General features: G+C 65.4%; 20 protein-coding genes. 15 read left to right on the forward strand and 5 right to left on the reverse strand.

Going from position 1 to position 26,243, the window contains the following annotated elements; all coding sequences use genetic code 11:
- Positions 1–122 precede the first annotated feature (122 nt).
- The 5 genes from ACZ60G_RS13365 (at position 123) to ACZ60G_RS13385 (ending at position 6,127) form a co-directional block, all read left to right on the forward strand.
- Positions 123–1,589: a nitrilase-related carbon-nitrogen hydrolase gene (locus tag ACZ60G_RS13365; RefSeq protein ID WP_465810145.1), complete on the forward strand. Its 1,467-nt coding sequence runs from the start codon at positions 123–125 to the stop codon at positions 1,587–1,589.
- Positions 1,590–1,832: 243 nt separating this feature from the next.
- Positions 1,833–3,101 carry an MFS transporter gene (locus ACZ60G_RS13370; protein WP_465810554.1) on the forward strand — a complete coding sequence of 423 codons (1,269 nt, stop codon included), beginning with the start codon at positions 1,833–1,835 and terminating at the stop codon, positions 3,099–3,101.
- 120 nt (positions 3,102–3,221) lie between these two features.
- Positions 3,222–3,572, forward strand: coding sequence for an HPF/RaiA family ribosome-associated protein (locus ACZ60G_RS13375; RefSeq protein WP_327101367.1), 351 nt, complete (start codon positions 3,222–3,224; stop codon positions 3,570–3,572).
- Positions 3,573–3,788: 216 nt separating this feature from the next.
- Entirely contained in the window at positions 3,789–5,423 is a 1,635-nt protein-coding gene (locus ACZ60G_RS13380) for an MFS transporter (RefSeq protein WP_465810556.1), read from the forward strand.
- The gene (locus ACZ60G_RS13385) at positions 5,420–6,127 is read left to right on the forward strand and encodes a TetR/AcrR family transcriptional regulator (protein ID WP_465810148.1); all 708 of its coding nucleotides are present in this window, start codon (positions 5,420–5,422) and stop codon (positions 6,125–6,127) included. The genes ACZ60G_RS13380 and ACZ60G_RS13385 overlap by 4 nt, the downstream gene beginning before the upstream one ends.
- On the opposite strand, the gene ACZ60G_RS13390 is transcribed toward ACZ60G_RS13385, so the two are convergent.
- Positions 6,128–6,667, reverse strand: a complete 540-nt coding sequence (locus tag ACZ60G_RS13390) for an ester cyclase (protein ID WP_465810150.1) — start codon at positions 6,665–6,667, stop codon at positions 6,128–6,130.
- 285 nt (positions 6,668–6,952) lie between these two features.
- Here ACZ60G_RS13390 and ACZ60G_RS13395 point away from each other — a divergent pair, with 285 nt between their 5' ends.
- The 8 genes from ACZ60G_RS13395 to idi are packed head-to-tail and all read left to right on the forward strand — an operon-like array spanning position 6,953 to position 21,783.
- Entirely contained in the window at positions 6,953–13,264 is a 6,312-nt protein-coding gene (locus ACZ60G_RS13395) for a type I polyketide synthase (RefSeq protein ID WP_465810152.1), read from the forward strand.
- A gap of 10 nt (positions 13,265–13,274) precedes the next feature.
- The gene (locus ACZ60G_RS13400; protein WP_465810154.1) at positions 13,275–14,669 is read left to right on the forward strand and encodes an aminotransferase class I/II-fold pyridoxal phosphate-dependent enzyme; all 1,395 of its coding nucleotides are present in this window, start codon (positions 13,275–13,277) and stop codon (positions 14,667–14,669) included.
- 38 nt (positions 14,670–14,707) lie between these two features.
- A complete protein-coding gene (locus ACZ60G_RS13405; protein WP_465810156.1) occupies positions 14,708–16,675 on the forward strand; it encodes a CRTAC1 family protein in 1,968 nt (655 codons plus the stop codon).
- Complete coding sequence (locus ACZ60G_RS13410; protein ID WP_465810158.1) at positions 16,672–18,318, forward strand: hypothetical protein; 1,647 nt, start codon at positions 16,672–16,674, stop codon at positions 18,316–18,318. Before ACZ60G_RS13405 ends, ACZ60G_RS13410 begins: the two co-directional genes overlap by 4 nt.
- 40 nt (positions 18,319–18,358) lie before the next feature.
- Positions 18,359–19,324, forward strand: coding sequence for a DUF1702 family protein (locus tag ACZ60G_RS13415; protein WP_465810160.1), 966 nt, complete (start codon positions 18,359–18,361; stop codon positions 19,322–19,324).
- Between the two features lie 2 nt (positions 19,325–19,326).
- Complete coding sequence (locus tag ACZ60G_RS13420) at positions 19,327–20,139, forward strand: SDR family oxidoreductase (RefSeq protein WP_465810162.1); 813 nt, start codon at positions 19,327–19,329, stop codon at positions 20,137–20,139.
- Positions 20,139–21,152, forward strand: a complete 1,014-nt coding sequence (locus ACZ60G_RS13425; RefSeq protein ID WP_465810164.1) for a UbiA prenyltransferase family protein — start codon at positions 20,139–20,141, stop codon at positions 21,150–21,152. The genes ACZ60G_RS13420 and ACZ60G_RS13425 overlap by 1 nt, the downstream gene beginning before the upstream one ends.
- 34 nt (positions 21,153–21,186) lie before the next feature.
- The gene (gene idi, locus ACZ60G_RS13430) at positions 21,187–21,783 is read left to right on the forward strand and encodes an isopentenyl-diphosphate Delta-isomerase (protein WP_465810166.1); all 597 of its coding nucleotides are present in this window, start codon (positions 21,187–21,189) and stop codon (positions 21,781–21,783) included.
- A gap of 283 nt (positions 21,784–22,066) precedes the next feature.
- On the opposite strand, the gene ACZ60G_RS13435 is transcribed toward idi, so the two are convergent.
- A complete protein-coding gene (locus tag ACZ60G_RS13435; protein ID WP_465810168.1) occupies positions 22,067–22,951 on the reverse strand; it encodes an NmrA/HSCARG family protein in 885 nt (294 codons plus the stop codon).
- A 158-nt stretch (positions 22,952–23,109) separates the two neighbouring features.
- Between ACZ60G_RS13435 and ACZ60G_RS13440 the strand changes: the two genes are divergently transcribed.
- The gene (locus ACZ60G_RS13440; RefSeq protein ID WP_465810170.1) at positions 23,110–23,940 is read left to right on the forward strand and encodes a helix-turn-helix transcriptional regulator; all 831 of its coding nucleotides are present in this window, start codon (positions 23,110–23,112) and stop codon (positions 23,938–23,940) included.
- Positions 23,941–24,081: 141 nt separating this feature from the next.
- Here ACZ60G_RS13440 and ACZ60G_RS13445 read toward each other — a convergent pair whose 3' ends face one another.
- The 3 genes from ACZ60G_RS13445 to ACZ60G_RS13455 form a co-directional block, all read right to left on the reverse strand.
- Positions 24,082–24,426, reverse strand: a complete 345-nt coding sequence (locus ACZ60G_RS13445) for a DUF6886 family protein (protein ID WP_465810172.1) — start codon at positions 24,424–24,426, stop codon at positions 24,082–24,084.
- A 102-nt stretch (positions 24,427–24,528) separates the two neighbouring features.
- On the reverse strand, positions 24,529–24,876 hold the full coding sequence (locus tag ACZ60G_RS13450; protein ID WP_465810174.1) for a hypothetical protein: 348 nt from the start codon (positions 24,874–24,876) through the stop codon (positions 24,529–24,531).
- 37 nt (positions 24,877–24,913) lie between these two features.
- Positions 24,914–25,483: a TetR/AcrR family transcriptional regulator gene (locus ACZ60G_RS13455; protein ID WP_465810176.1), complete on the reverse strand. Its 570-nt coding sequence runs from the start codon at positions 25,481–25,483 to the stop codon at positions 24,914–24,916.
- Between the two features lie 99 nt (positions 25,484–25,582).
- Between ACZ60G_RS13455 and ACZ60G_RS13460 the strand changes: the two genes are divergently transcribed.
- Positions 25,583–26,020, forward strand: coding sequence for a DoxX family protein (locus tag ACZ60G_RS13460; protein ID WP_465810178.1), 438 nt, complete (start codon positions 25,583–25,585; stop codon positions 26,018–26,020).
- Positions 26,021–26,243 lie beyond the last annotated feature (223 nt).

The raw sequence follows: 26,243 nt of genomic DNA on the forward strand, positions 1-26,243 counted from the left end.
GTCTCCGGAGCGAGTTTTCGGCCCCTCCGCAGGAGCGAGGTGGGGTTCGCTCGTTTGGGCGATGTGGGGGAGGGGGTGGGCCGGAAATATCGGAGAGCATCCGATCGAATGTGGAGCTCTCGATGAAGCGTTACTCGGTCCTGGCAGCCATCGTGGTGTCGGCACTGCTGTGGTACCTCGGCACCGGCCTACATCCGTTGCCCGGCTCGGTTTTTCTCGCGCCACTGCCGGTGCTGCTGGTAGCTCCGCGGGTAGGTGCGGCCGCGGCCTTCTTTGCGGGATTCCTGGCCTGGGGTGGGAGCGGATTGCGGTATTGGCCGTACTTCATCGACACGATCGAGCAACCTGTACTCGTCACGGTGCTGCTGCTGGGCGGAACCGCCGCTGTATTCGGCGGGTTAGTGGTGATGACGCGTGCATTGTCGCTGCGTGGCCGTGCGGGTCTGGCGGTGCTCGCGCTGCCAACTGGCTGGGTCACATTCGAATTCCTGGTATCGCTCGCCGGACAGTTCGGTGCCTGGTGGAGCATCGCTTACACCCAGTTCGAGCTGCTACCACTGATGCAGACAGCGGCACTGACCGGTCCGTGGGGAATCACGTTCCTCATCATGCTGGTACCCGCGACCGTGGCGGCACTTACTGCACCCGAAGTCACTGGCGCGCAACGACTGCGCTTCGCAAGCGCGACGGCCCTGCTACTTGTTGCAGTCGGTGCATTCGGCTGGTGGCGCTTGGCCGTTGCACCGGACCGGGATACCGTGCGCGTCGGGCTGCTCGCGGTTTCCCAACCGCCGGAATACATTCCGGTGAACTCGGTGGACGGTCGCGATATGGTCGCGCGTGTGGTGAGCGAGATCGATCGGCTCGCAGATCAGGGCGCGCGAGTGGTGGTGCTTCCCGAAAAAGCTTGGACCGCAGATGAATCGACGTTGTCAACACTATCCGGTCCGCTCACCGAGGTCGCCACGCGGCGCGGTATCCATGTCGTCGCGGGACTCGTGAAAACCACCGCCGGAACCGGTGTCAACGCCGCCATCGCCTACCCGTCGGGCGTCGAATATGCCAAGCACCGCCTGATCCCGGGTCTGGAGGACGACCTCGAGCCGGGTACCGCATGGCAGCGCATTCCGGGCGAACCTTGGGCGCTGGCAGTGTGTTTCGACCTCGATGGTCCGGATCTGGTGCGCGAGAACCGGAATCGCGGGGCAACATTACTGCTGGTCCCGGCTCTGGATTTCACCGACGATCACTGGTTGCACAGCCGTATGGCCGTCATGCGCGGCATCGAATCCGGTGTCGGCATCGCGCGCGCACCTCAACTCGGCGAACTCGTGGCCAGTGATTCCCGCGGCCATATCCTGGCGGCGGCGCGGACCGACGTCACGGTGACCCGATCGGTGCTCGCCACGATCCCGCTGGACTCGGATAAGACGGTCTACGCGCGATTCGGCGACTGGTTCGCATGGCTGTCCGTGGCTGTGTTCGCGGCATCAGCGGTGGGCTCGTTTCGGGCGGCGATCGCGCCCAGCATCGGCCTCCGGCGACGGCTGATTACGAACAGCATTCGTCGTCCAAAAATGCAAGTGTGACCATGCTCACATTTGTCTGAGATCTCGCAGGTGGCGGCGGTCCCGTCACCGGCCCGGCGGACCCGCCGCTTGTTTGCCCAGTTTGGAACCTGGGTACCGGTTAATTCCGTGCCTGCACTCGGAAATACCGGATCGGGCCGGTCGAACGAATCGAGGCCCGTGACTTGGGCTGGTGAGGAGGCGCAGGTGACGGATCGCGAATCGGAGAAGAAAACGCTACGCCGATCGGTCGCCGCCTCCGCGATGGGCAATGCCACCGAATGGTTCGACTACGGCGTCTACGCCGCGACCGCTACCTACCTCACCGACGCATTCTTCCCGGGCGAACTCGGCACCCTCGGCACCATGCTCGGCTTCGCCATCTCCTTCCTACTGCGCCCGCTCGGCGGCATGGTCTGGGGACCGCTCGGCGACCGACTCGGCCGAAAAGTGGTGCTGGCCACCACAATTCTGTTGATGGCCGCTGCTACCGGATGTATCGGCTTGATCCCGACCCATGCCCAGATCGGTTGGTTCGCACCGGTTCTGCTCATTGCCCTGCGCGTCGTGCAAGGCTTCTCGACCGGCGGCGAATACGGCGGTGCCGCAACATATCTGGCCGAATGCGCCAACGACCGCAAGCGCGGATTCCTCGGCAGCTTCCTGGAATTCGGAACCCTCGGCGGGTTCGTCGGCGGCTCGGCGGTCGTGCTGCTGTGTCAGCTCGTCTTCGGTTCGGATGCGATGCACGACTGGGGGTGGCGCGTGCCGTTCCTGTTCGCGGTGCCGCTCGGCCTGATCGGCTGGTACCTGCGCTCGCATCTGAACGAGTCGCCCGTGTTCACCGAGGTGGCCGATCAACCGCACCCGCCGGGCGGCGTGTGGGAGGTACTGACCACATACCGCCGCGAAACCTTGACGCTGATCGGCCTGGTGGTCGCCCTGAACGTGGTGAACTACACCCTGCTCACCTATCAGCCGACCTACCTGCAGAACACCATCGGCGTCGGCGAATCGACCACCACCGCGATGATGCTGATCGGGCAGTTGGTGATGATGATCGTGCTGCCGTTCTTCGGCAGGTTGTCCGACCGGGTGGGCCGCCGGCCGCTCTGGCTGGTCTCGCTGGTCGGACTCGCGATACTCGCGCTGCCCATGTACTGGCTGATGGGGCAGGGAACCGGTTGGGCCATAACCGGATTCATCGTGCTCGGCCTGCTGTATGTCCCCCAGTTGGCGACGATCAGCTCGACCTTCCCGGCGATCTTCCCGACGCATGTGCGCTATGCGGGGTTCGCCCTCGGCTACAACATCTCCACCGCCGCATTCGGCGGCACCGCACCGCTGGTCAACGAGGCCGCGATCGAATCGACCGGCTGGTCGCTGTTCCCGGCCGCGTATATGGTGGGCGCCAGCCTGATCGGACTCGTCGCCTGGTCGTTCCTGCGCGAGACCGCGGGAACCTCGTTGCGCGGCACTGTCGTTCCCGATGCGCAGCAAGTGACGCCGCCGATCGCGGCACAGCCGGTCTGAACCTGGGAATCTGCCGAGCACACATCCGTGCGGGTAGTGTCGGCATTGCCGACGGATTGCTGAATTCGCGTTCCGCGAGTCGGTAACCGTGGGCAGACACCTATCGGATTGGAGACGCTCGTGCAGATTCAGGTCAACACCGGCAGCAATATCCACGGCGGCGCATCGCTGGCCGAGCGCGTGGAATCGACGCTCTCCTCGACACTCGACCGCTTCGGTGAGCAGCTCACCCGACTCGAAGTTCATCTGACCGATCTGAACGCCGATAAAGGCGGTCCGGACGATAAGCAGTGCGTACTGGAGGCCCGGATATCCGGTCAGCCTCCGGTCGCCGTAACGCACCGCGCGGCTACGGTCGAAGAGGCCTATACCGGTGCCGCCGACGCCATGGCCAACCTCCTCGACAGTCGCTTCGGCCGCCTGCATCACACGAAGGGTGGCGAATCCATCAGGCACTTGCGCGTCGAATAATAGACAACATCGACCATATTCCCACCAGTGGGAATCGGCATACGATATCGGCGCAGCAGGTTACCCAGCCGCTCGTGGTCGTAACCATTCTCATAGGTAAGTCCGCCGCGCCCCGAACTTGTTGATACCGAACAGATTAAAAAGCCCACACCGGCACGGAACTCGTGTGTAATACCGATCGGTAACTGGTGTATGGGGGCTGATGAGGGTCCGGTGATGCATGTGAATGCCGTCGATATCGCACCTCGATCGGAGGGTCCGGTCAACCGTCGGCGTACGGGAGCTTTCTGGTTCGGTCTGGTGTTGACGGTGCTCGGCACCGGCCTGCACCTTCCGATGTATCTCATGGCCCGCGACATGGGATATCGGTTGGCGGGCATGCCCATGGACGGCGCCATGATCACCGGGATGATCCTGATCGTGATCGGCTTGGGCGTCACCACGTACGGCCTGTTCCCGCAGCGCGCGGTGCACGACACGGTGGCCGGACTGCGGGTGCGGGCCCTCGACGACGCGCCGATCAATCGCGTGCACGTGGTGCTGCTGCTGATCATGGCCGCCGCGATCACCATCGACGTGATGAAGCCGACGACCCTGGCCTTCGTCGTTCCGGGTGTCGGTGCGGAATACCACCTGCGCACCCCGGCGAGCCCGCATCTGGATGCGCTACCGGTGGCGCTGCTGCCGCTGTCCGGTATCACCGGCACGGTGCTGGGGTCGTTCCTGTGGGGTTGGCTCGGTGATCGCATCGGCCGCAAGGCGGCGATCCTGCTGGCCGGAATCTTCTTCGTGGGAACCGCGATCTGCGGCGCGATGCCGAGCTTCGAGCTGAATGTCGCGATGTGCTTCATCATGGGCCTGAGTGCGGGCGGGATGCTGCCGATCGCCTTCACGCTGCTCTCGGAGACCATCCCGGCGCGCCACCGCGGTTGGCTGCTGGTGCTGGTCGGCGGCGATATCGCGGGGGCCTACGTCATCACCAGCTGGCTGTCCTCGACGATCGGCGAGACCTACGGCTGGCGCAGCATGTGGCTGATCGGCTTGCCCACCGGACTGCTGCTGGTGCTGCTGGTCCGCTGGATTCCGGAGTCGCCGCGGTTCCTGATGGCCATCGGCAGGCACCGCGAGGCCGAAGAGGTGCTGCGCACATACAATGCCGAGGTCATCGAGGTCGAGCAGCCGCAAGCCGCTGCCGAGGATGATCTGCAGGGCGGGTTCGGTCAGCTGCTGCGCCGTCCCTTCGCCGGAATGACCATCGTGCTGGCGCTTTTGGGACTCGGGGTCGGACTGGTCACCTACGGCTTCCAGCTGTGGCTGCCGACGAATCTGCGCAGCCTCGGATTCACCGGCGTCACCGCCGACAAGATCCTGCGTGACTCCGCGCTGATCGGTTTCCCGCTGAACTTCCTGGTCGCCTACTGCTATCACCGTTCGACCAAATGGACGCTGATCACGCTCAGCACGCTGCTCGCCGTCGCGCTCGGCGGTTTCGTAATCCTCGGTGACCATGTCGCCGACAACACCACGCTGCTGTATGCCCTTCTCGTGGTGCCGATCTGGGGTTCCAGCTCGGTGGTCGCGGTCATCGTCGCCTATGGCGCGGAGGTCTACCCGACCCGGATCAGGTCCCGCGGCAGCGGGGTCGCGGCGGCCATGACCAAGGCGGGCGGTGTGCTGGTCATCGCGCTGGTGGTGCTCGCCGTGGCCACGCCGTCGATCACCGTGACCGCACTGATCAGCGCGGCGCCGATCGCGATCGCGGCGGTGGTGGCCGTCGGGTTCATCGTCGAAACCCGGCGCAAGCCATTGGAAGAGATCACCGCCGAGGAGTTGGGCGTCGCGGCGGCATGATCGACACTGCAACTGCGTTGGAGCCCGCACTAACCGGCTCGATGCGCGATCGCCTGATAGCGGCCACAGTTCAACTCATCTCGACGGAAGGACTCGCCTCGTTGACCGTGCGTCGCGTGGCGCGGATATGCGGGGTCTCGACCATGGCGATCTACTCCAACTTCAGCGGTATGCCGGGCTTGATCCAGGCGGTCGGCTCGGAAGGTTTCGCACAATTGGTCGCGCGGCTGGCCGAATGCGAGGTCAGCGACGATCCGATCGCCGAAATCCTGGTGCTCGGCTTCATCTTTCGGGATGAGGCGGTGCGCAAACCCGAACTGTTCCGGCTGATGTTCGCCACCGAGTCGCCGAAGGCCGAGGTGAAGGTGCACCGCGGCAATGTGCTGGCCGATGGCAGCGATTCCGACTTCGAGAACTTCGCGGAGAGCTTCGATTTCGTGGTGCGCGCGACCCGGCGGGCGCTGGAGGCGAATCTGTTGCACAGCGCGAACGAGCGCTCGGCCGCTGCGCAGTTCTGGACCGGGTTGTACGGGTTCGTCCAGTTGGATATGGCCGGCCTGTATGGCGATCAAGGCGTATCGGAGGTGCTGTTGCCCTCGATCGTCAATATTCTGATCGGTATGGGTGCCGAACGCGCGACGATCGAGCGGTCGGTGGCGCGTGCCCTCGCGCAGGTCACCGCGCTGACCGGCCCGCACACGTGATCAGCCACGGAGTTTGACCGCGAGGCGCTGGGCGCGGGCCATGGCTCGCTCGGCGAAACCGTTGCGCTTGGGCAGCAATTCGAGTTGCAGCAGCAGTTCGTTCAGATCCCAGGTGGCCTTGCTGCGCCAGATGAGTCCGGAGCGGAACTGCCAGATGTCGACCACGAACAGGTCGAATTTCTTGTTGGTGCCTGCGAATCCGGGCGGATCGATCATGCCGAGGTGGGTGCCCGTCATCCGCCACGGCACGATCGCCGCCAGCGCGTCCGCGGTGACGACCGGCTCGAAGACGGTCGTGTAATTGACATCTGGGAATGCCCGCTTGGTGTCGTGGACGAACTTCGCGACCCCGGCGCGGCCGATGATCAGCTCGCCTTCGGACGGGTCCAGCCAGCGGGTGTCCTCGGTGACGCAGGCCGCCACCGCCTCGCCGTCGCCGGTGTTCCAACCGGCGATGTAGCGGTCGACGAACTCGCGCAGCCAATCGGTGTTCTCGATGGGCTCGGCGGCCGGGTCGAGGGCGAATTCACCAGAGTTCATGGCCGACACCGTACTTGGATAACAATGTCATCGGTTCGAATTACATTGTTATTCGAACCGATGACATTGTTATTCTTGGAGTCCGCTGCGAGGTGCGCGGACGTATAACGGTGTCAGCCCCGGCGATAACAATGTAATGGCCTGTCGGATAACACTGTAATTTCACTATGTGGACCCCGATCGGCCCTCGTTGCAACAGGTTTCAGCCATTTTGCGCTGCCGATCGAATATCGAAAGTAAGCTGCCTACCGTTCAATGCTCAGGGTAGAAATCGAGGACTGCGCAATGTCCGATGCAGCAATCGTCGGTATCGGCTGTCGATTTCCGGGTGGAATCGACGGACCGGGCGCCTTTTGGGATTTCCTGATCCGCAAGGGCGACGGCATCGTCGAGGTACCGCCGGATCGCTGGAGCCTCGACAAATTCTACGATCCGGATCCGGACGCGCCCGGCCGGATGTACACCCGCAGTGGCGGATTCCTGACCCAGTCGCTGTGGGAGTTCGACGCCGACTTCTTCGGCATCTCCCAGCGCGAGGCCTCGATCATGGACCCGCAGCAGCGGTTGCTGCTCGAGGTCGCGTGGGAGGCGCTCGACGATAGCGGAATGGCCGGACGGATCGCGGGCCGCGATATCGGCGTCTTCGTCGGCGGTTTCATGAACGACAATGCGGTGGGCCGCAACGTGGTCCGCTCCGCGATCAACAGCCACACCCCGACGAGCTCGTCGCACACCCTGCTCTCGGCGCGCATCGCCTTCCTGCTCGACCTGCACGGCCCGACCATGACCATCGACACCGCCTGCTCGTCGTCGCTGGTGGCACTGCATCAGGCCGTCCGCTCACTGGCGCTCGGCGAATGCAGCTCCGCCATCGTCGGCGGCGCCAATGCCATGCTGCAGCCGGAAACCTTTATCTCCATGTGCAAGGGCCGATTCCTGTCCGTCGACGGTCGCTGCAAATCGTTCGACGCCGCCGCCGACGGCTACGGCCGCGGCGAGGGCGCGGGTGTGGTGATCCTCAAGCCGCTCGAGGCCGCGGTACGCGACGGTGACCGCATCTATGCGGTGGTGCGCGGTAGCGGCGTGAACCAGGACGGCCGCACCTTGGCCATTCCGGTCCCGAATCCCGTTGCGCAGGAAGAACTTGCCCGGCGCGTGCACACCAGCGCGGGCATCGCACCGCATGAGATCGGCTACGTCGAGGCGCACGGCACCGGGACACCGGTCGGCGATCCGGCGGAGATGACGGCCCTCGGCAGGGTGTACGGCGCGATCGACGGCCGAACCGAGCCGCTGCCGGTCGGGTCGGTCAAGAACAATATCGGCCACACCGAGGCGGCAGCGGGCGTCGCCGGAGTCATCAAGGCCGCGTTGACCGTTCACCATCGGACGATCGCGCCGCAGGCCCGGCTGGACCAGCTCAATCCCGAGATCCCGTTCGACGAACTGCGGCTTCGGGTGCCGATGGCGACCGAACCGCTGGTCCGGCCGCTGGTGGCGGTCAACAGCTTCGGCTACGGCGGCACCAACGCGCATGCGCTCATCGGCCGCGCGCCAACTACCGTCGAAACCCGTTCCGACACAAAGGCAATGCGGCTGTCGATCCTGCCGCTGTCGGCGCGCAGCGAACCGGCGTTGCGCGCACTCGCCGCAGGGCTGTTGGCGGCGGCCGACACCGAACCGCTCGACACCCTGACCGAGGCAGCCTGGGTGCGCCGCGCGCATCACCCGTTGCGAACCGCCCTCCGCTACGGCGATTCCGGCGAATTGCGTTCCCAGCTGGCGGAATTCGCCGCTGGCGGTGGTCAGCCGCCCGCTCGAGCCATCGCGGAGGGCCACACCGATCCGGTATTCGTCTTCAGCGGTATGGGGCCGCAGTGGTGGGCCATGGGCCGCGGCCTGCTCGCGGGCGAAGGCCCGGCAGCCGAACTGGCGCGCGAAATCGATAGGGAATTCACCGAACTCGCGGGCTGGTCGATCCTCGAGGAGATGGGCCGCGACGAGGCGGACTCCCGGATCTCGCGCACCGAGATCGCACAACCGGCGAACTTCCTGCTCCAGGCCGCGCTGACGGCAGATCTCGCCGAGTTCGGCATTAGACCGGCCGTCACGGTGGGTCACAGCGTCGGCGAGGTAACCGCGGCCTATGTGTCTGGTGCGCTGTCGCTGACCGAGGCCGTCACGGTCAGTTATCACCGCTCCCGCCTGCAGGCCACCACTGCGGGGACCGGCGGCATGTTGGCGGTCGGGCTGACCGAGGCCGAGGCGCGCGAACTGCTGACAGACCTCGACGGCGTGTGTATCGCCGCCGTGAACAGCCCGTCGGCGGTCACCTTGGCCGGGGACAGTCAGGTACTGGTGGATCTCGGCGAACATCTCACTGCCGATGGCATTTTCGCCAAGGCGCTACGTGTCGAAGTCCCCTACCACAGCCATCTGATGGACCCGATCCTCGATGATCTGCGCACCGCACTGGCGACGCTCGCACCGGCGGATACCACCGTTCCCGCCTACTCGACGGTCACCGGTACGCAAGCGAAGCAACAGGATTGGGGTCCGGAATACTGGGCCCGCAATGTTCGCGACCAGGTCCGGTTCGCGGACGCGATCGGCGAGCTGCTCGATGCCGGACACCGGGTCTTCCTGGAAGTCGGCCCGCACCCTGTGCTGAGCGGAAGTATTCGAGAAATCCTTGTGCAGCAAGGCATTACCGGTGCCGCCATCAACACGCTGACCCGTGGCGGAGATGACACCGAGAACATACTGACCGCGATAGGCGAGTTGTACCGGGCGGGTTCGTTGGACGGTGACCGCCTGCCCAGCGCGATCGATCCGGGTGCCGGGCACGTCGACCTGCCGCACTATCCGTGGCAGCGCCGGTTCGTGTGGACCCAGGAGCCGGAAACGGAGCTGGATCGGATCGGCACCCCGAACGGATTCGCCATGCTCGGCGATCGCACTGCCTCGGTGGCCACGGAATGGGAAGTCCAACTGTCGGTTTCGAACCTGCCATGGCTGCGCGACCACGTCGTGGCCGGTGCCGTGGTGCTGCCGGGAGCGGCCTACCTGGACGCCGCCATGAGCGCCATCGCGCTACGCACCGGCCGGGATTCGTTCGGGCTCGAATCCGTCGAATTCATCAGCCCGCTGGTCGTAGACGAGCACGATGTGCCGGTAGTGCGGATCGGCGTGGAAGAGAGCACCCGCCGGTTCACGATCCAGTCCCGGCCCGCAGGTGGTGGCGGATGGACGCTCAACGCGCACGGCCGTCTCATCGAGGCGGACACCGACGCTACGACCGTCGCCATCGCGCCGCCGGCGGATTCGGTGGAGGTCGCGGTCGAGGAGCTGTACGAGAGCATAGCCGAGCGCGGACTCCGCTACGGCCCGGCCTTCCGGCTGCTGAGCCGGGTCTGGGTCGGTACGGATAGGGTTGTCGCACAGCTCGATTCGTCCGCAACGATCGGGCAGCGGCATCTCGCCCACCCCGCGATTGTCGATTCAGCCCTACAGTGCTTCGCCGCGCTGTACGCGAGAACGGCTGCGACACAGCGGAATTCCGGAACGGATGCCGAGGTGGTCGTGCCTGCCGCGATTGCTGGGATCCGTTGGACCGGACCGATTCCGGTCGATCCAGTCGTGGTTCTCACCCGCGTACCCGGCAATCCGCTGCGCGCCGATATCCGCATCGCGTCCGCGAGCGGCGAAGTCGCACTAACGATGTCGGGGGTGCAGTTCCGCGCTCTCACACCGCAGTCGGCTCTCTCCGAACAGCTCGACGGGCTGTTCTACGAGCCGGTGTGGGAGATCGTGACGGACTCCGCCGAACCGACGGTGCAAGATCTGCCCGGTGATGAGGAGTTCCTGCTCGTCGTCAACCTCGGTGCGGAAATCTCCCAGCGGGCCAAGGAAATCGCCAATGTGCGGATCCGGGCCGAGGTGGTGACGGTGGGTGAGCATGCCTCGGACAGCGTACAGTTGCTCGATCTGCTGCGTACCGCGCATTCCCGGCCCGAGGTCGAGCGCCTGCGGCTCGTTGTCGTCGCCGGGTCCGAACTCGACGGCATGCGCAATGTGTACGGGCTCGCACAGGTCGCCCAGGCGATCAAGGCCCTGCTGTCCGACGAGCTGCCCCTCGTGGTCCACGCCGTCGTGGTCACCGAACATGCGTTGTGCCTGCCGATCGACCGGTTCGCCCGGCTCGAGCATTCGGTACTGACCGGGGCGCGTCGCGAACTGCTCAACGAACTTCCGGCCGGACAGTGGCGACTGGTGGATACCGAACCCGCGTCCGCGGCGGCCGACATCCTCGAGCAGATCTACACCGACACCGCCATCGACGAGGTGGCGCTGCGTGCGGGCGCGCGCTGGACGATCCGTTGGCGACAGACCCTCACCGACCGGCTGGCCGGATGGGATGTGCCGCGGCCGCTCACCGATCCAGAACAGTCCTTCCGGCTCGATATCCCACGCTCGCGACTGCTGCCGGAACTCGCACTGCGCACCTGCGATCGGGTTGCGCCGGGACCCGACGAGGTCGAGATTCGGATGCAGGCGGTCGGCCTGAACTACAAGGACACCCTCAAGGTGCTGGGTGTGCTCACCGAAAAGGAGCTGGACGGAACATTCTTCGGCACCGAGATCGGCATGGACGGTTATGGCGTCGTGACACGGGTCGGCAGCAATATCTCCGATATCGCGCCGGGAGACGAGATTTCGGTCGTGGCACCGGGAATCGTGCAGCGCTACGTGACGATCCGGCCGGACACCGGCGCGACCACTCGGATGGACATCTTCCCGCCCGGCACCTTCGATCCGCTGCACTGCACCTCGGTAATGCCGCTGTTCACCGCCGAAATCGGGCTCGGCGAACTGGCGCGGGTGCGGCCGGGCGAAACGGTGCTGATCCACGGCGCGGCGGGCGGTATGGGCATGGCCGCCGTCCAAGTCGCGCTGCGCATGGGGGCGCGGGTGATCGCCACCGCCGGTACCGAGGAGCGGCGCGCCCGGGTGCGGGCGCTCGGCGCGCACGAGGTGCTCGGTTCCCGGTCGATCGGCTTCGTCGACGAGGTGCTGCGCTTGACCGACGGTGCGGGCGTCGATGTCGTCTACAGTTCCGCGCCCGGCGAGATCCTGCAGCAGAACTTCCGGGTCGCGGGCGAATTCGGCCGCATCGTAGATATCGGCAAGGCCGATATCTACGGCTCGGGCACCATCGACCTGCGCCCCTTCGACCGGAATCTGGCATTCTTCGCCGTCGATATCGACCGCATCCTGGCTCGGCGACCCGCGCAGGTGCGCCGGGCGGCGCGGCGCGTGGTGGACGCGATGTTCCACGGCGAGTACGCCGCATTGCCGAACACACCGTTCGCACTCGACCAGCTGACCTCGGCATTCGAAACGGTTGCGCGCTCCGCCCAGATCGGCCGGGTGGTGCTCGATCTGCGCGAAGAACATCCGGCGGTACGTCATATCCCGGGCGAATTCGAATTCGACCCCGCCGCAAGCTATCTGGTGACCGGCGGCTTCGGGGCGTTCGGTCTGGCCACCGCACGTCAGCTGGTGCGTGCCGGCGTGCGTCACCTGGTGCTCGTCGGTCGCAGTGGCGCGTCCACCGATGCCGCGCGAGAACAGTTGGCGCGGTTCGGGAACGAGGGTGTCGACGTGCGCGAGGAGCGCGTCGATATCGCCGACTACGACGCGGTCGCCGATCTCGTCGCGCGCATCCAGGTCGGCGGTGCGCCGCTGCGCGGTGTCATCCATGCCGCGGGCGTTGTCAACAACACCGAGATTCCGGAGGTCACCGCGGAATCGCTGCGCGAGATCTTCGATCCGAAAGTGATCGGCGCGACCAATCTCGATCGGGCCACCACCGCTGCGGGCGTCGAGCTCGACCTGTTCGTGTTGTACTCCTCGGCCAGCGGTATTGCCGGGCTTTCGCCCCAATTGGGTTATGCGTCAGCCAATTCCGCGCTCGACGCACTCGCCTGGACCCGGCGCGCACAGGGCAAGCCCGCACTGTCGGTGGACTGGGGGTTCATGCGCGGCGACGGCGGTATGGCCGACTCCCGGGCGGTATCCCGCTACGCCGAGATGACCGGATACGGCTCGCTGGATATGGATTTCGCGACCCTGCTACTACGCGAATGTCTGCGTTTCGACCTCACCCAGCTCGCCCTGCTCGACATCGACTGGGCGCAGTGGGCACTCGCGCACCGCTCGTCGGCGCGCGCGCCGCGGTTCGTCGAACTGGTCACCGCCGCGGGCGGCGGCGCGGCGGGAACGAGCGCGCTACGTGCCGAAATTTTGGCGCTGGAACCGGAATTCCGCGGCGAGGTGGTCGCCTGCCTGCTCGCCGAACAACTCGCGGTCGTCCTCGGCGTCGATGCGGACACCGTGGATCTGGCGACTCCGACCATGGAATTGGGGCTGGATTCGCTGATGGCCATGGAATTCGGTGCACGCGTCGTGAAAAGCCTCGGCGTCAAGATGTCGGTCCTCTCGATCGGGGCCGGACTCTCGCTGGCGGGCCTCGGCGTCAAGATCGCCGCTCAGATCGCGCACGAAGAAGCAAGTACCGAAACGACAGCAGCGTGAGGACTACTGCATGACAACTGAGAGCATCGATCCCCGTGCGCTCGCCCGTGCCCTGATGGCCAAGCACGATGCGGGCAATGGTGCCGGTACAAATCGTGCCGGCACGGCGACGGCGCCGGGACCCGAACGCGGTGCTGCCGATGTGCGGACCGCTCGCGGCCCGAGCCCGCAGACCTCCTTCCGCGATCATCCGGGTGTGCTCGAGGCCAACGAGAAGTTCGCCGCCTTCGACGCCTGGACGCGCGAGGCCGGTGTGCTCAATCCCTACTATCTGCCGCACGACGGCATCAGCGGGGCGGTGACCAGCTTCGCGGACCGGGACATGCTGAACTTCAGCAGTTTCGGCTATCTGGACTTGGCCGCCGAGCCGCGCGTGCATGCCGCCGCCATTGCCGCGATCGGCCGCTACGGGACATCCGCGGCCGCGGTCCGGATGGTTGCGGGGGAGCTACCGCTCTACGGCGAGCTGGAACGCGAGCTCGCGCGGATCTACGACACCGAGGCCGCCATCGTGACGGCCAGTGGCTTCCTCACCAATGCGGCGGCCGTCGCCTTCCTGCTCGGAAAGCGCGATATCGCGGTCTGCGACTCACTGATCCACAACAGCATCGTCTCCGGTACCGAATGGGCGGGCTGCAAACGAGTCACCTTCCGGCACAACGATCCCGAATCGCTGGACGCGATCCTGGCGATGTCGCGGCGCAGCTTCGATCGGGCCCTCGTGCTGATCGAAGGTGTGTACAGCATGGACGGTGATGTGGTCCGGCTGCCCGAAATCATCGAGGTGGCAAGGAAATACGACTGCTCGATCATGATCGACGAGGCGCATTCGTTCGGTGTCCTCGGCGAGCGCGGGCTCGGTGCGCGCGAGCTGTTCGACCTGCCCGGCGATGCTGTCGATGTCTGGATGGGCACACTGTCGAAGGCGCTCGGCAGCGTCGGCGGCTACCTGGCGGCCAATCGCGAACTCGTCGAAGGGTTCAAGTACTCCGCCGCTGGTCTGAGCATGTACACGGCCTCACCCGCGCCGTCCGCGGTGGCGGCGGCACTGGAGGGTCTGGCCGTGCTGCACGACGAGCCGCAACGCGTCGCGGCACTGCGGCACAACGCCGAGTACTTCCATCGCCGGGCCCGCGATCTCGGCTTCGACACCGGCAACGGCCAGGCCACACCGATCACTCCGATCATCACCGGCGCGAACGAACCCGCGGTGCGTGCCTCGATGGAACTGCTGGAGCGCAATGTGATGGCCAATGCCATCGGACATCCGGTGGTCCCCGAGGGCGAGGCGCGATTGCGGTTCTTCATCAACTGCCGTCATACCGAGGCGCAGCTCGACCATGCGTTGGACACCCTGCGGTCGGTGTTCGACGGTCTCACCACGGAAGAGAGTCACCACTCGTGAAATTGCCGGCCAGTTCTTCTCTGTTGCGAAAAGCGTTGGTGCCATTGGCATCGGTGACGCTGATGGCGGTGCTGTTCGTACCGGCCCACTCGGCCATGATCGCCCCGGTCGAGACCGATCCGAACAGTCCGCTGGCGAGCCGGTTCCATTTCACCGAGATGCCGATCGCGCTGCCGCCGGGGCTGCCCGAGCGCAAGATCCGGCATATCGAGCCACGGTACGAGCATGTCGTCGCCTGGATGTCCTCGGTCAACTCCGCGGCGGCCATCAACGATATCGACGGCAACGGCCGTGCCGATGATCTGTGCCTGGTCGATTCCCGATCCGACACGGTGATCGTGACGCCGACGCCGGACAGCGACACCAGCCGCTACGCGCCGTTCGTACTCGATCCGGCCCCGCTGCCGACCGACGACCGGATGGCCCCGACCGGCTGTGTCCCAGGCGATTTCGACCACTCCGGGCGCATCGGTCTGATGGTGTATTACGGCGGCCGTACCCCGATCCTGTACCTGCCGCGCGCGGGTGCCAAGCATCTGGACAACAAGGCATTCCGGCCGGTGGAAATGGTGGAACCGCCTGCCACCAAGGACGGCAGCTATCAGGGCGCGCGCTGGTTCACCCTGGCCGCCTCCGTCGCCGACTTCGACGGTGACGGCAACCCTGATGTCTACCTCGGAAACTATTTCCCGGACAGCGATTTCATCGGTCCGGACGGTCAGCACAGCTTGACCCTCAACGAATCGTTCTCCAAAGCGACCAATGCCGGGACCGACCGAATCCTCACCTTCCAGCAGGGCACCGGCGGTGCCGAGCCGACCGCGGTGTACCGCGAGGTGGTCGATGCGCTCCCGGAGGGAAAGGCGAACGGCTGGACGCTGGCATCGGCCACCCAGGACCTCACCGGCGATCAACTACCCGAGCTGTATGTCGCCAACGATATGGGCCCGGATCGCCTGTTCGTGAACAAGTCGGCGCCGGGACACATCAGCTTCGGCGCGGCCGAAGGTGAACGCGGCCCGACGGACCCGAAGTCCTTTGTGCTCGGCCATGATTCGTTCAAGGGCATGGGCGCGGACTTCGCCGATCTCGACGGCGACGGCATGCCCGATCTGTTCGTCAGCAATATCGCGCAGCGCTGGGGCATCGTCGAAGCCAACCTCGCCTTCTACAACACCGCAGCCGATCCGAAACAAGCTGCGGCGCAACTGGAGTCGGGGATCGCCCCGTTCAAGAACCGGGCCGTGGAGAAGGGCATCGCCTGGGACGGCTGGTGCTGGGATACCAAGGTCGCCGACTTCGACAACAGCGGCCGACCACAGATCGTGCAGACCAACGGCATGTTCAAGGGTTCGAGCACGCGTTGGCCGCAGGTGCAGGAAATGGCCACGATGAACGACGACTTCAGCAAGTACCCGTGGGCTTGGCCGAAATTCACCGAGGAATCGGACCTGGCGGGCAATAACCGGATCGGTTTCTTCGCCCAGGACGACAGCGGCAAGTTCACCAATATCTCGCCCGCCCTGGACACCTTCGCGGCGACACCCACCCGCGGCATCGCGGTCGGTGACTCGACCGGAACCGGCAACCTCAGCTTCGCGGTCGCCAGGCAGTGGGAAGCGCCGGTCTTCTACCGCAACGACGCTCCGCATCCCGGGCAGTACCTCGGCCTGCGACTGTTGACCCCACCGACCACCGCTGCCGCCGGCGAGACAACGGTCGCAGGCAAGCCGGTGCTCGGGTCTGCGGCCCTCGGCGCCGAAGTCACCGTGACGATGCCGGACGGCAAAACCCATGTGGCACAGGTCGACGGCGGCAGTGGGCACGCGGGTAAACGGTCCACCGATATCCACGTCGGACTCGGCGATATCGATCCCACTACCGCGCTGTCTGTACAACTCGCGTGGCGCGATAACCATGGCGCCGTGCACACCCAGCAGCTGCAACTGCGACCGGGGCAACACACCCTCGTTCTCGACTCCGATGCCCGGGAGGTGCACCAGTGAGTGTTCAAGGAAACGGCATACATTCGAACGGAACAGCCGTCGTCGAAAGCACCAACGGCTCCGCGCCCGAGCCCGAGCCGACACCGGCGCAGGCCTGGCGGCGCAAGTGGTTGGGCGTCAATATCGAAGGACGTGATCCGCGCTATCTCGCACTGCGCAACTTCGCGGCCTCGCTGACGATCTTCAATATCCTGGGCTTCCTGTGGCTCGGATTCGAGCAGCCGTGGCTGTGGCCGTTCCTCAGTGCGGGTACCGCGTACGTGGTGGAGATGATCCTGGAAACGCTGGCGGCGTGGGCCTATCGCCGCCCGGCGGGCTACCGGGGCAACGGACTTCGCGGGCTGATCGTGTTCCTGCTGCCCGCGCACATCACCGGTGTGGCCTTCAACTTCCTGATGTACGCGGCAGACCAGTTCCTGCCGATCATGTTCGGCATCACGGTCGCGGTCGGCACGAAGTGGGTGCTGCGGGCCAAGGTCAACGGCAAGGTCAAGCACTTCATGAACCCGTCGAACTTCGGGATCGTGGTCGCGCTGCTGGTCTTCCCGACGATCGCCGTTGTCGGTCCGTACCACTTCGTCGAGAACGTCTCGGGTCCGGCCGACGCGCTGATCGTGCTCGGTCTGCTCGGCGCGGGCACCATGCTCAACGCCAAGCTGACCAAGAAGACACCGCTGATCATGGCCTGGCTCGGTGCGTATGTGCTGCAGGCGGTGGTGCGCGGCCTGCTGGACAGCAATATCTCGATTATCGCGGCGCTGCTGCCGATGACCGGTATCGCCTTCGTGCTCTACACCAACTACATGATCACCGACCCGGCGACGACACCGTTCGCCAAGCGCGATCAGATCATCTTCGGCGCCTCGGTCGGTCTGATGTACGGCGTGCTGATGGCCATGCACGTCTCGTTCGGCTTGTTCTTCGCGCTGGTGATCGTCTGCGCGAGTCGCGGAATGTTCTGGTGGAGTCGGAATATTCGGGAGTGGCTTGCCAATCGCGCGACCGTCGTCGCGGTGGACGTCCAGGAGGCGGCACCTGAGTTGGATGAACTGGCGGCGGTTGAGTCGAGTGAGCCGGTGGCAACTGAATCGGATGAGCCTGTGGCGGTTGAGTCCCGAGAGCTGGTGATAGCTGAGTCGGGTGAGCTGGCGGCAGTCGAGTCCGGCGATCCGGCGGTGGTCGAGCCTGGCGATCCGGCGGTGGTTGATTCGAGCGAGCCGGTGGTGGTTGAGTCGGGTGAGCCAGTGGTAGCTGAATCGGGCGAGCCGGTGGCGGTTGAGTCCGGCGATCCGGCGGTGGCCGAGTCGGGCGAGCTGGCGGCGGTTGAGTCCGGCGATCCGGCGGTGGCCGAGTCGGGCGAGCTGGCGGCGGTTGAGTCCGACGATCCGGTGGTAGCCGAGTCGGGCGAGCCGGTGGTAGCCGAGTCGGATGAGCCGGTGGTAGCCGAGTCGGGCGAATCGGTGGCGGTTGAGTCCGGCGATCCTGTGGCGGTTGAGTCGGGTGAGCCAGTGGTAGCTGAGTTGGATGAGCCGGTGGTAGCCGAGTCGGGCGAATCGGTGTCGGTTGAGTCGGACGATCCGGTGGCAGTCGAGCCTGGCGATCCGGCGGAAGTCGAACCGGAGAAGGAACCGGCGCGGTCCTGATAGCTGAAACCAACACCACCGCAACAGAATCGAAGGTCATATGCCATCGCTGATCGGACCACTTCGCTCCACTCTGCTCGGCACGAATATCGAGCAGGAACCGCTGAAACGGCCCGGCTTCGCCACGCCGAGCCCGGCGACCGCCGCCGAACTAGAGCGGGTCGCCACCCATCTGTCCACGAGCATCCACGTCGCCGTATGCAGTAAGAACAATGCGGAGTTGATCGAGCAGATCCAACAGCTGCCCGAGCAGTACCAGGGCTTCGCATTCGAGGGCGCCGCAACTGGTCTCGCGGCCGTCGACTCGATCACCCCGTTCAGCCATCGCGCCGCGGACCTGTTCACCGGTCCCGCGGCCAAGCACGACCTGACCATGTATGTCGGCGTCGGTCTTGCGATGGGCAAGATTCCGAAACCGATTTGGAAGAAGGTCTTTCCGAAGCATCCGGTGTACCGCTGGCTCGCGATCGACGGATACGGCTTCTACAACGCTTTCTTCCGCACCGAGAAATACATCGACCGCCAGCACGTCGACCAGCGGTACCCATCCTGGATGGGGGACACCGCACCATTGAAACGGGCTGCTGATCAGGGCATCGGGCGCGCACTCTGGTTCATCGGCGGCGGCTCGGTCGAGGGTGTCGCGGCGCGGATCGCGGAGTTCGACCCGAGCAGGCATGCCGACCTGTGGAACGGCATCGGCATCGCGACCACCTTCGCCGGTGGTGTGGAAGTCGCCGACCTGGAAGCGATTCGGTCACTGGTGCCGCAGTTCCATCGGCAGTTGGCGGCGGGATCGACCATGGTCGCGAAGATCCGGCAGCAGGCCGACAGCGCCACCCCGCACACCGAGGTCGCGGTGCGGACCTATACCGGCCGCACCATCGACGAGGCCGCGGCCTTGATCGATAAGGCGTTCGTCGGCATACCGGAGGACGGTACCGCCACCAGTTATCACGCCTGGCGCGACCGTCTCGGTGAGCTCGCCGTACCCGGTGGGAGCTGAAAATGACTGTGCGCTGGACGGATAAGCATGTGATCGTCACCGGCGGCTCCGATGGCATCGGAGCCGCCGTGGCCGCCGCGTTCGCCATGCGCGGCGCGCGCGTCTCGGTCATCGCCCGGCGGGAGGCGCCGCTGCGCGCCACCGCCGAGCGGATCGGTGCCGACTGGCGCACCGCCGATGTGACCGACCGAACGGGGCTCGCGGTCGCCGTAAAAGAACTCGAGGAACGCAACGGAGACTGCGCGGTGATCGCCTGCTGCGCGGGTCTCACCCTGCCCGGACTGTTCCTCGATATCGACAGCGATGAATTCGGCATCCAGAGCGATGCGAACTATCTCGGCTCGGTCAACGCCATTCGATGTGTACTGCCCGGCATGGTCGAACGTGGCGAAGGGCGTGTCCTGCTGACCAGCTCGACGGCGGCCTTCCTCGGCATCCCCGGATATTCGAGCTACGGGCCGACCAAGGCGAGCGTCCGTCAGCTCGGGCTGTGCCTGCGCTACGAAGTCGAGCCATCCGGGGTGACGGTATCCGTGCTGTATCCGGCCGACACCGACACTCCCGGACTCGCCAGGGAGAACCTGCGTAAACCGGCCGAGACCAAGGCCATTACCGGTTCGATCAAGCCGATGCCTGCCGAGAAGGTCGGCGAAGCGGCGGTACGTGGCCTGGCGCGGGGCCGCCATCACATCACGGTGGATCCGCTGACCACCTTCTTCATGCGGTGGGCCAATCTTCCGGAGGATCTGTCCCGTCCGTTCTTCCGCCGCAGTATCGCCCGCGCACGTCGACATGCACAGCAGGAGCAGACCTGATGTCCACCACAGTCAGCGGCGGGGAAGCCTCGTTGCGTGCGCAATTGCGCCGCATCTTCACCGCGGGCCCCGGCGAGGAGGGGCGCCCGCTGCCGCTGCGCACGAAGATCAACTACGCACTGTGGCTGACCCGCCCCGAAATCGCGCCGATGTCCGGTGCGGTCATGGTGGCCGATGTCCTGTTCAGCGCGCACACCGCAGCCGAGATCTGGTCGGCGCCGATGATCGTGGCCGCGGTGATGCTGGCCGCCGCGATTCAACTGTTGCACGTCGCCAATTGCCTGGCCGATCGCTGGGTGGACGTCGAATACAAATCCAAGTTCTCCCGCATGGTTCGAGATCTCGGCGTGCGATTCGTAGCCTGGCAGATCTACCTCACCACCGCGGGCATCGGCGTCGGGGCCGTCTACCTCGCCGTGGCGACCGGGCATCTCGATCTGCTGCTGATCATTCCGGTCGGCACCCTGTTGCTGCTCGAATATTCGTTGCCACCTTGGCATTTCAAGGCCGCCGGATTCTGGCAGATTCCCTGGACCTACATCATGACCATGGTTTTTCCCGGCGTGGTCGTGCTCCGGCTGTACGACCGGCCGATCGAAATACCTGCGCTCATCGCCATTCTCGGCTTGGGGCTGACGACCACCGGAGTTTTCGTCGCGAACACCGCCGAAGACATCCCGGAAGACACCGAGCACGGATTCCGGACCTCGGTGGTGGCGCTCGGTCTGCGCGTCTCGCTGTTCGAGTCGATGACGCGGGTCACCGCCGGCGCCGCACTCGTGGCCGGGTCCGTCGTCGCCATGGTGGGATTTACCTGGACATTGCTCGTGTATGCCGTTGGCGTGTCGATCGTTATCGCCTACCTGGGCCGGACCCAGCTCGGTACCTGGGGCAAGCCGCTGGACGACGCCATGCCGCTCGTCCGATCGCAGGCGAAGCTGTTCGTATACATGGTCGCGCTCGTCGCTTGGGCGGCCGTCGTTCCGGCTGCCGCGGTGTTCTGCCAACGATGAGCGGATCGCGAAAGACCATGGAGCCACGATCATCATGACCATCGAGATTCGCTCCGACCGCGAGGCTCTGCTCGTCGAACTGGTCGATGAGCACGGCCGCGCAATCGGAGCACGTTCTGTGGCCGAGGCACACCGCCCGCCCGGACAGCTGCACCGCGCCTTCTCGGTACTGCTGTACGACGCGTCCGGACGGATCTTGCTGCAGCGTCGTGCGGCAGTCAAAACCCGCTTCCCGCAACGTTTTTCGAACACGTGCTGTGGTCATCCCGCACCCGGCCAGGATGTGGTCGCCGCGGCATCGATCCGGCTCACGGAGGAGCTGAACCTGACCGTCACGGAGTTGACCGAGGCGGGCATCTACCGCTATCGGGCCGCCGACCCACGCGGCAATCAGGTGGAGCACGAATGGGATCACGTGCTGGTCGGCGTCATATCCGGTGACCTGCCCCACCCCAACCCGGCCGAGGTCTCCGAATGCGCCTGGGCCGACCCCACCGAGCTGCTCGGACGTATCTCGACGGCACCCGACTCCTATACTCCTTGGCTGCGAGGTGTCCTCGAGATCGCCACGCGTGCAGCCGATTTCACTCATGCAGACATCAGGAAGGGCCTCAACCAGGGACGCGGTTAGCGGATCTTCCTAACGTACGCGGAAGCGATGACCAATCACGTCGTCGGCGTGGACGCCGACGGTGTCCGGGGGACCTGCTACGGGTTCGTCGAGTGGACGATGCGCGGTCAACCGAACCTCATCGACCGGTCACGAACGCTCCACCGTGACCGGTTGATTCAGCAGAACGGTTCATGAAAACATCGGACGAGAATGCGCTGGTGGAGAGGTCCTCTCGACGTATGCCGCCCCTAATACATTCTCGGCTGATAGTGGAACGTGGGGGCGGGGCGCGCAGTGGATTTCATGGCTTCCAGTTTGTTTCGCGTAGCCAGGTTGCCAGGTCCATCAGGTTCGGGTGCTCCGTGCGCAGTGCCGCGAGATCCAGTGGTTCGTCGGGGCGCTCGTTGAAGTAGCTGAACATCTTCGCTACTTGCTCGTCGAATGCGCGGACCTGTTCGATCGGCACCTGGAAGCTGCGAGCGGGTACTCCTGCTGTGCGGCCGAAGGTTTCGGCGATCTGCGGTGGGGTCAGCCGGTCGCCTGCGATGGGGACCGTGCGGCCGAGGTAGTCCGCGGGCCGGTCGAAGGCGATGGCGGCGAAGGCGCCGATATCGTGTACCGAGATCAGTGATACCGGGATATCCGCTCGGACAGCGAGATTCAGCACGAGCCCGTTTTCATCGACCACTGGACGGTTGTACGAGTTGAAATTGTCCATGAAGAAGACCGGGCGCAACACTGTGGCCGGAAGGCCCAGCGATTCGATGTGCCCTTCGATCGTCTGCTTGGCCGCGTAGTACTCGACACCCGAATCCTCGCCCGCACCCTTCAGCGAGCTGTACACCAGATGCTCGATGCCGGACTCCGCGGCGATCTCGCCCACCGCCTTGCCCCGCCGCTCTTCGGCCGCGATGCCCTCGGCGGTGATGTGCGCGCCGGTCATCATGGTCAGCATCAGGAAGACGCCGTAGGCGCCGTCCATGGCCGCCCGCACCGACGCGATGTCGTCCAGATCGCCTTCGATGAGATCGGCACCGCTTTCGCGCAACCCCTGGGCCGCAGGCGACTCCAGATCACGCACGAATGCGTGGACTTCCCAACCGTTTTCGAGCAGTCGTGCAGTTGTCGCCCGGCCTTGCTGTCCGGTCGCACCGATCACGAGAACCGGTCCCTTGTCGCCCGTCATGTCAAACTCCTTGTGCTGGGTGATCGTTTCTCGATCTCCTGTTGCACTCGACGCTAGAGACGGGCGGCGGCGCGGTCCTGTTACCGATGCTGCTACCCACAGAGGGCAGGCAATCCTAGCGGCCATGTCAGCACGCCGCTACCCACGATGGGATCTCGATGACCGACAACCATCGCGCCGAACTCGCTGACTTTCTCAAGGCGAACCGCTCCCGGTTGCGACCTACCGATGTCGGTCTGCCCGGGGATCTGGTCCCGGGCCGGCGGCGCACCCCGGGTCTGCGCCGCGAAGAGGTTGCTGAGTTGGCCGGGGTAAGTCTCACCTGGTACACCTGGCTGGAACAGGGCCGCAAGATCGCCGCGAGCCCGCAGGTGATGGACGCGCTCGCGCGGGCGTTGTGCTTGGATCCGGTGCAGCACAGGCATTTGCGGCGCCTCGCCGGGCTCGCCGACCCCGCCGTGAATTATCAAGCCGGAGGGGAGATCTCGCGCCTGCAACGCCTGGTGGATGCGTTGTATCCCACGCTGGCGGTGATCCACGATGCCCGCCTGGATTTCGTGGTCTGGAACAGCGCGTTCAGCCGGATCCGCACCGACCCGGCCGAACTCGCACCGGAGCGCAGGAACCTGCTGTGGTGGATTTTCACCGATGCCCGCAACCGGGTCATGATGCGCCGCTGGGAGCCCGCGGCGCGTGCCATTCTCAGCCAGTTCCGCGCCGTGGTCGGCAGGGCGCCGGGCGATGAACGCCTTTCCCTGGTTGTCGCCGAATTGTCCGCTGCCAGTACAGAATTCCGAACCTGGTGGGCGGAGTACCAGGTGCAGGACTTCCGCCCGACCGTCATCGGCCTCGACCATCCCGAGGCGGGCCCGATCGACTTGGAGCTGTATCAGATGCGCCTGGTGGAGAACCCGGAACTGCTGCTGGTGGTTCAGCTTCCGGCAACCGACGACGACCGCGAACGCATCCGCACCTACCTGAACGCATAGGAGGTCCGATTGCAGAGTGCGGAGCCGGTGCGACTGGCCGGGGTGACATCTCGGTTTGGGGACCCGCCGATCAACGATACTTGAAGGTTCACACACGATTGCTCGGTCCATGGGGACCGTCAAGCCCACCCGCCAGGTTGGTCAGCACCCGGAGTTGGATTCCCGCCTGCTCGTGCAGCACAGCAGGTCGCCGACCGGTTCGGGCGCCCCGAGCGGAGCGATCGGCACTGTGGCCACCCAGGCGTGCGGCGATGGGCGGCCGAGCGGTCGAAAGTGTTCGGCGGCAAGGCGATACACGAACAATTGCACCGTGCGCAGCGCATCCGGCCACTCGTACTCGATCGCATGCACCCGGTTTCCGCCGCCCGGTCCCAGAATTCGCTCGCGGTCGGCATCGGTGGTATCGCCATTCGTCCAGGCCATCGCCCGTGGACACTGCCGGGGAAACCAATAGCTCGGCGCATTCCTGGCGACGACGGCCCACACGTATGCCTCGGGTGCCGCGCTGTCGCCGCGATCCGCGGGACAAAGCGCTCGATCGTCGGGTCTTCGGAGAAGTGCAATACCTGACCCGGCTCGGGGTACACCTCAGTCGTCTTCCGGCCAACTGTCTTCGATAATCAGTCTGCCGGATTGCATTGCCTGCGTGTACTGTTCGGCGACCACCGGGGCGGGGTAGGTGGGCCAGTAGGAGATGGCGCCGGTGGGTTTGTCGATGACGCAGACCGAACCGCCGATGGTCGGGGGTAGTGGGGGGTTGTGTGGGTCGATACCCGGTGGGGGCGGGAAGATGGCGACGACGGTGAACCCCGCGTCGAATTCGGTGAGCAGGTTGTTGATGCCGTCATCGGTGGCCAGGTAGTGATCGGCGAGGCGTTGTGCCTCGGCGAGATCCACCGGGGTGCTCGCCTCGGTGGGGTAGGCATGGATATCCATATCAGAGAATTTACGGCCAAAGGCGAACGGGCCGTGGTCATTCGAAGTGGACGGTGGCGATCATCCGGCGGGCCAGGGTTTCCGGATCGGAGCTGTCACCGAGTGCCGAATCCTGTAGTGCCCCTTCGCGCCACAGAGCTGCGAAGCCGTGGACCAGCGACCAGGCGGCGAGACGGGTGGCTTGTTGCTGCTCAACGGTGTTGTCGGGCTGCATGACCGAGACTCCGGAGCGCAGCGCCGCACCTGCCGCCGTGCGGGCGGCGACCAGGCGCTCGTCGTCGGCGTGCAGGAGTTCGCGCCGGAACATCACATCGAAATGGCCGGGATGTTCGCGGGCGAAGCGCGTGTAGGCGACCGCGACCTCGCGGAATTCCGGTCCGGCCGCGGCCAGCTGCTCGGCGAGCAGGTCGAAACCTTCGATGGCGAGTGCGGTCAATAGCCCCGCCCGATCGCCGAAGTGGTGCGCGGGGGCCGCGTGCGAGACGTCGGCCCGGCGGGCCAGCCCGCGCAGGGATACCGCGTCGACACCGTCGGTCGCGATCTGATCGGCGGCCGCGGCCAGGATGGTGGCCCGCAGATCGCCGTGGTGATAGCTGTCCTTCGCCATGTCTCGATGGTCGCCCAAAATCTAGCCATTGACAAGTTTCCCGCTCAGACCTAATCTAGTCACTGTCAAGATTTGGTGCTCGACCCACAGGAGACTCTGATGGCACCGCTGGTTGTACTCATCGTCATCGCCGGACTCGCTCGGTTCATCGGCTGGCTCGGCAACCTCGGTTGGCTCGACTCCTGGCCGCACGCCGCCGCACTCGGGCTGGCCGCGATGTTCGCCCTCACCTCGAGCGCGCACTTCGTCGAGCCGAAGCGCGGGGCACTGATCGCCATGGTGCCACCGCGGCTGCCCAATCCGGCGGGCTGGGTGACCTTCACCGGCTTGCTCGAAATCGGCGGCGCGATCGGGCTTTTGATCCCGCCCATCGCCAAACTGGCCGCTGTGGGCCTGATCCTGCTGCTGATCGTGATGTTCCCCGCGAATATCCGTGCGGCACGGGCGGATATCGGCATCAAGACCATGCCGCTGCCGCTACGCACCATCGTGCAGGGCATCTTCCTCGGCGCGGGCGCGCTCGTCCTGCTCGGCTGATCACCGAAACCAGCGTCGGCACACCGAATTCCGGTGTGCCGACGCGCTGTTGTGCCAGCGCCTCACGGGTTGCTGGTGTCGTATGTTGCGGCCAGCAGCACCGCGAAGTTCCCTTGATACCGACCTGGGACAGCTGCGCGGCCCGACGCGTGCGGAGGCCAGCGTTCCGCAGCGCAATGACGTGCGGGTTCGCAGCGGTATCCTCCGACGGGCACGGTTGCGC

The organism is Nocardia sp. NPDC102475 (assembly GCF_055584605.1).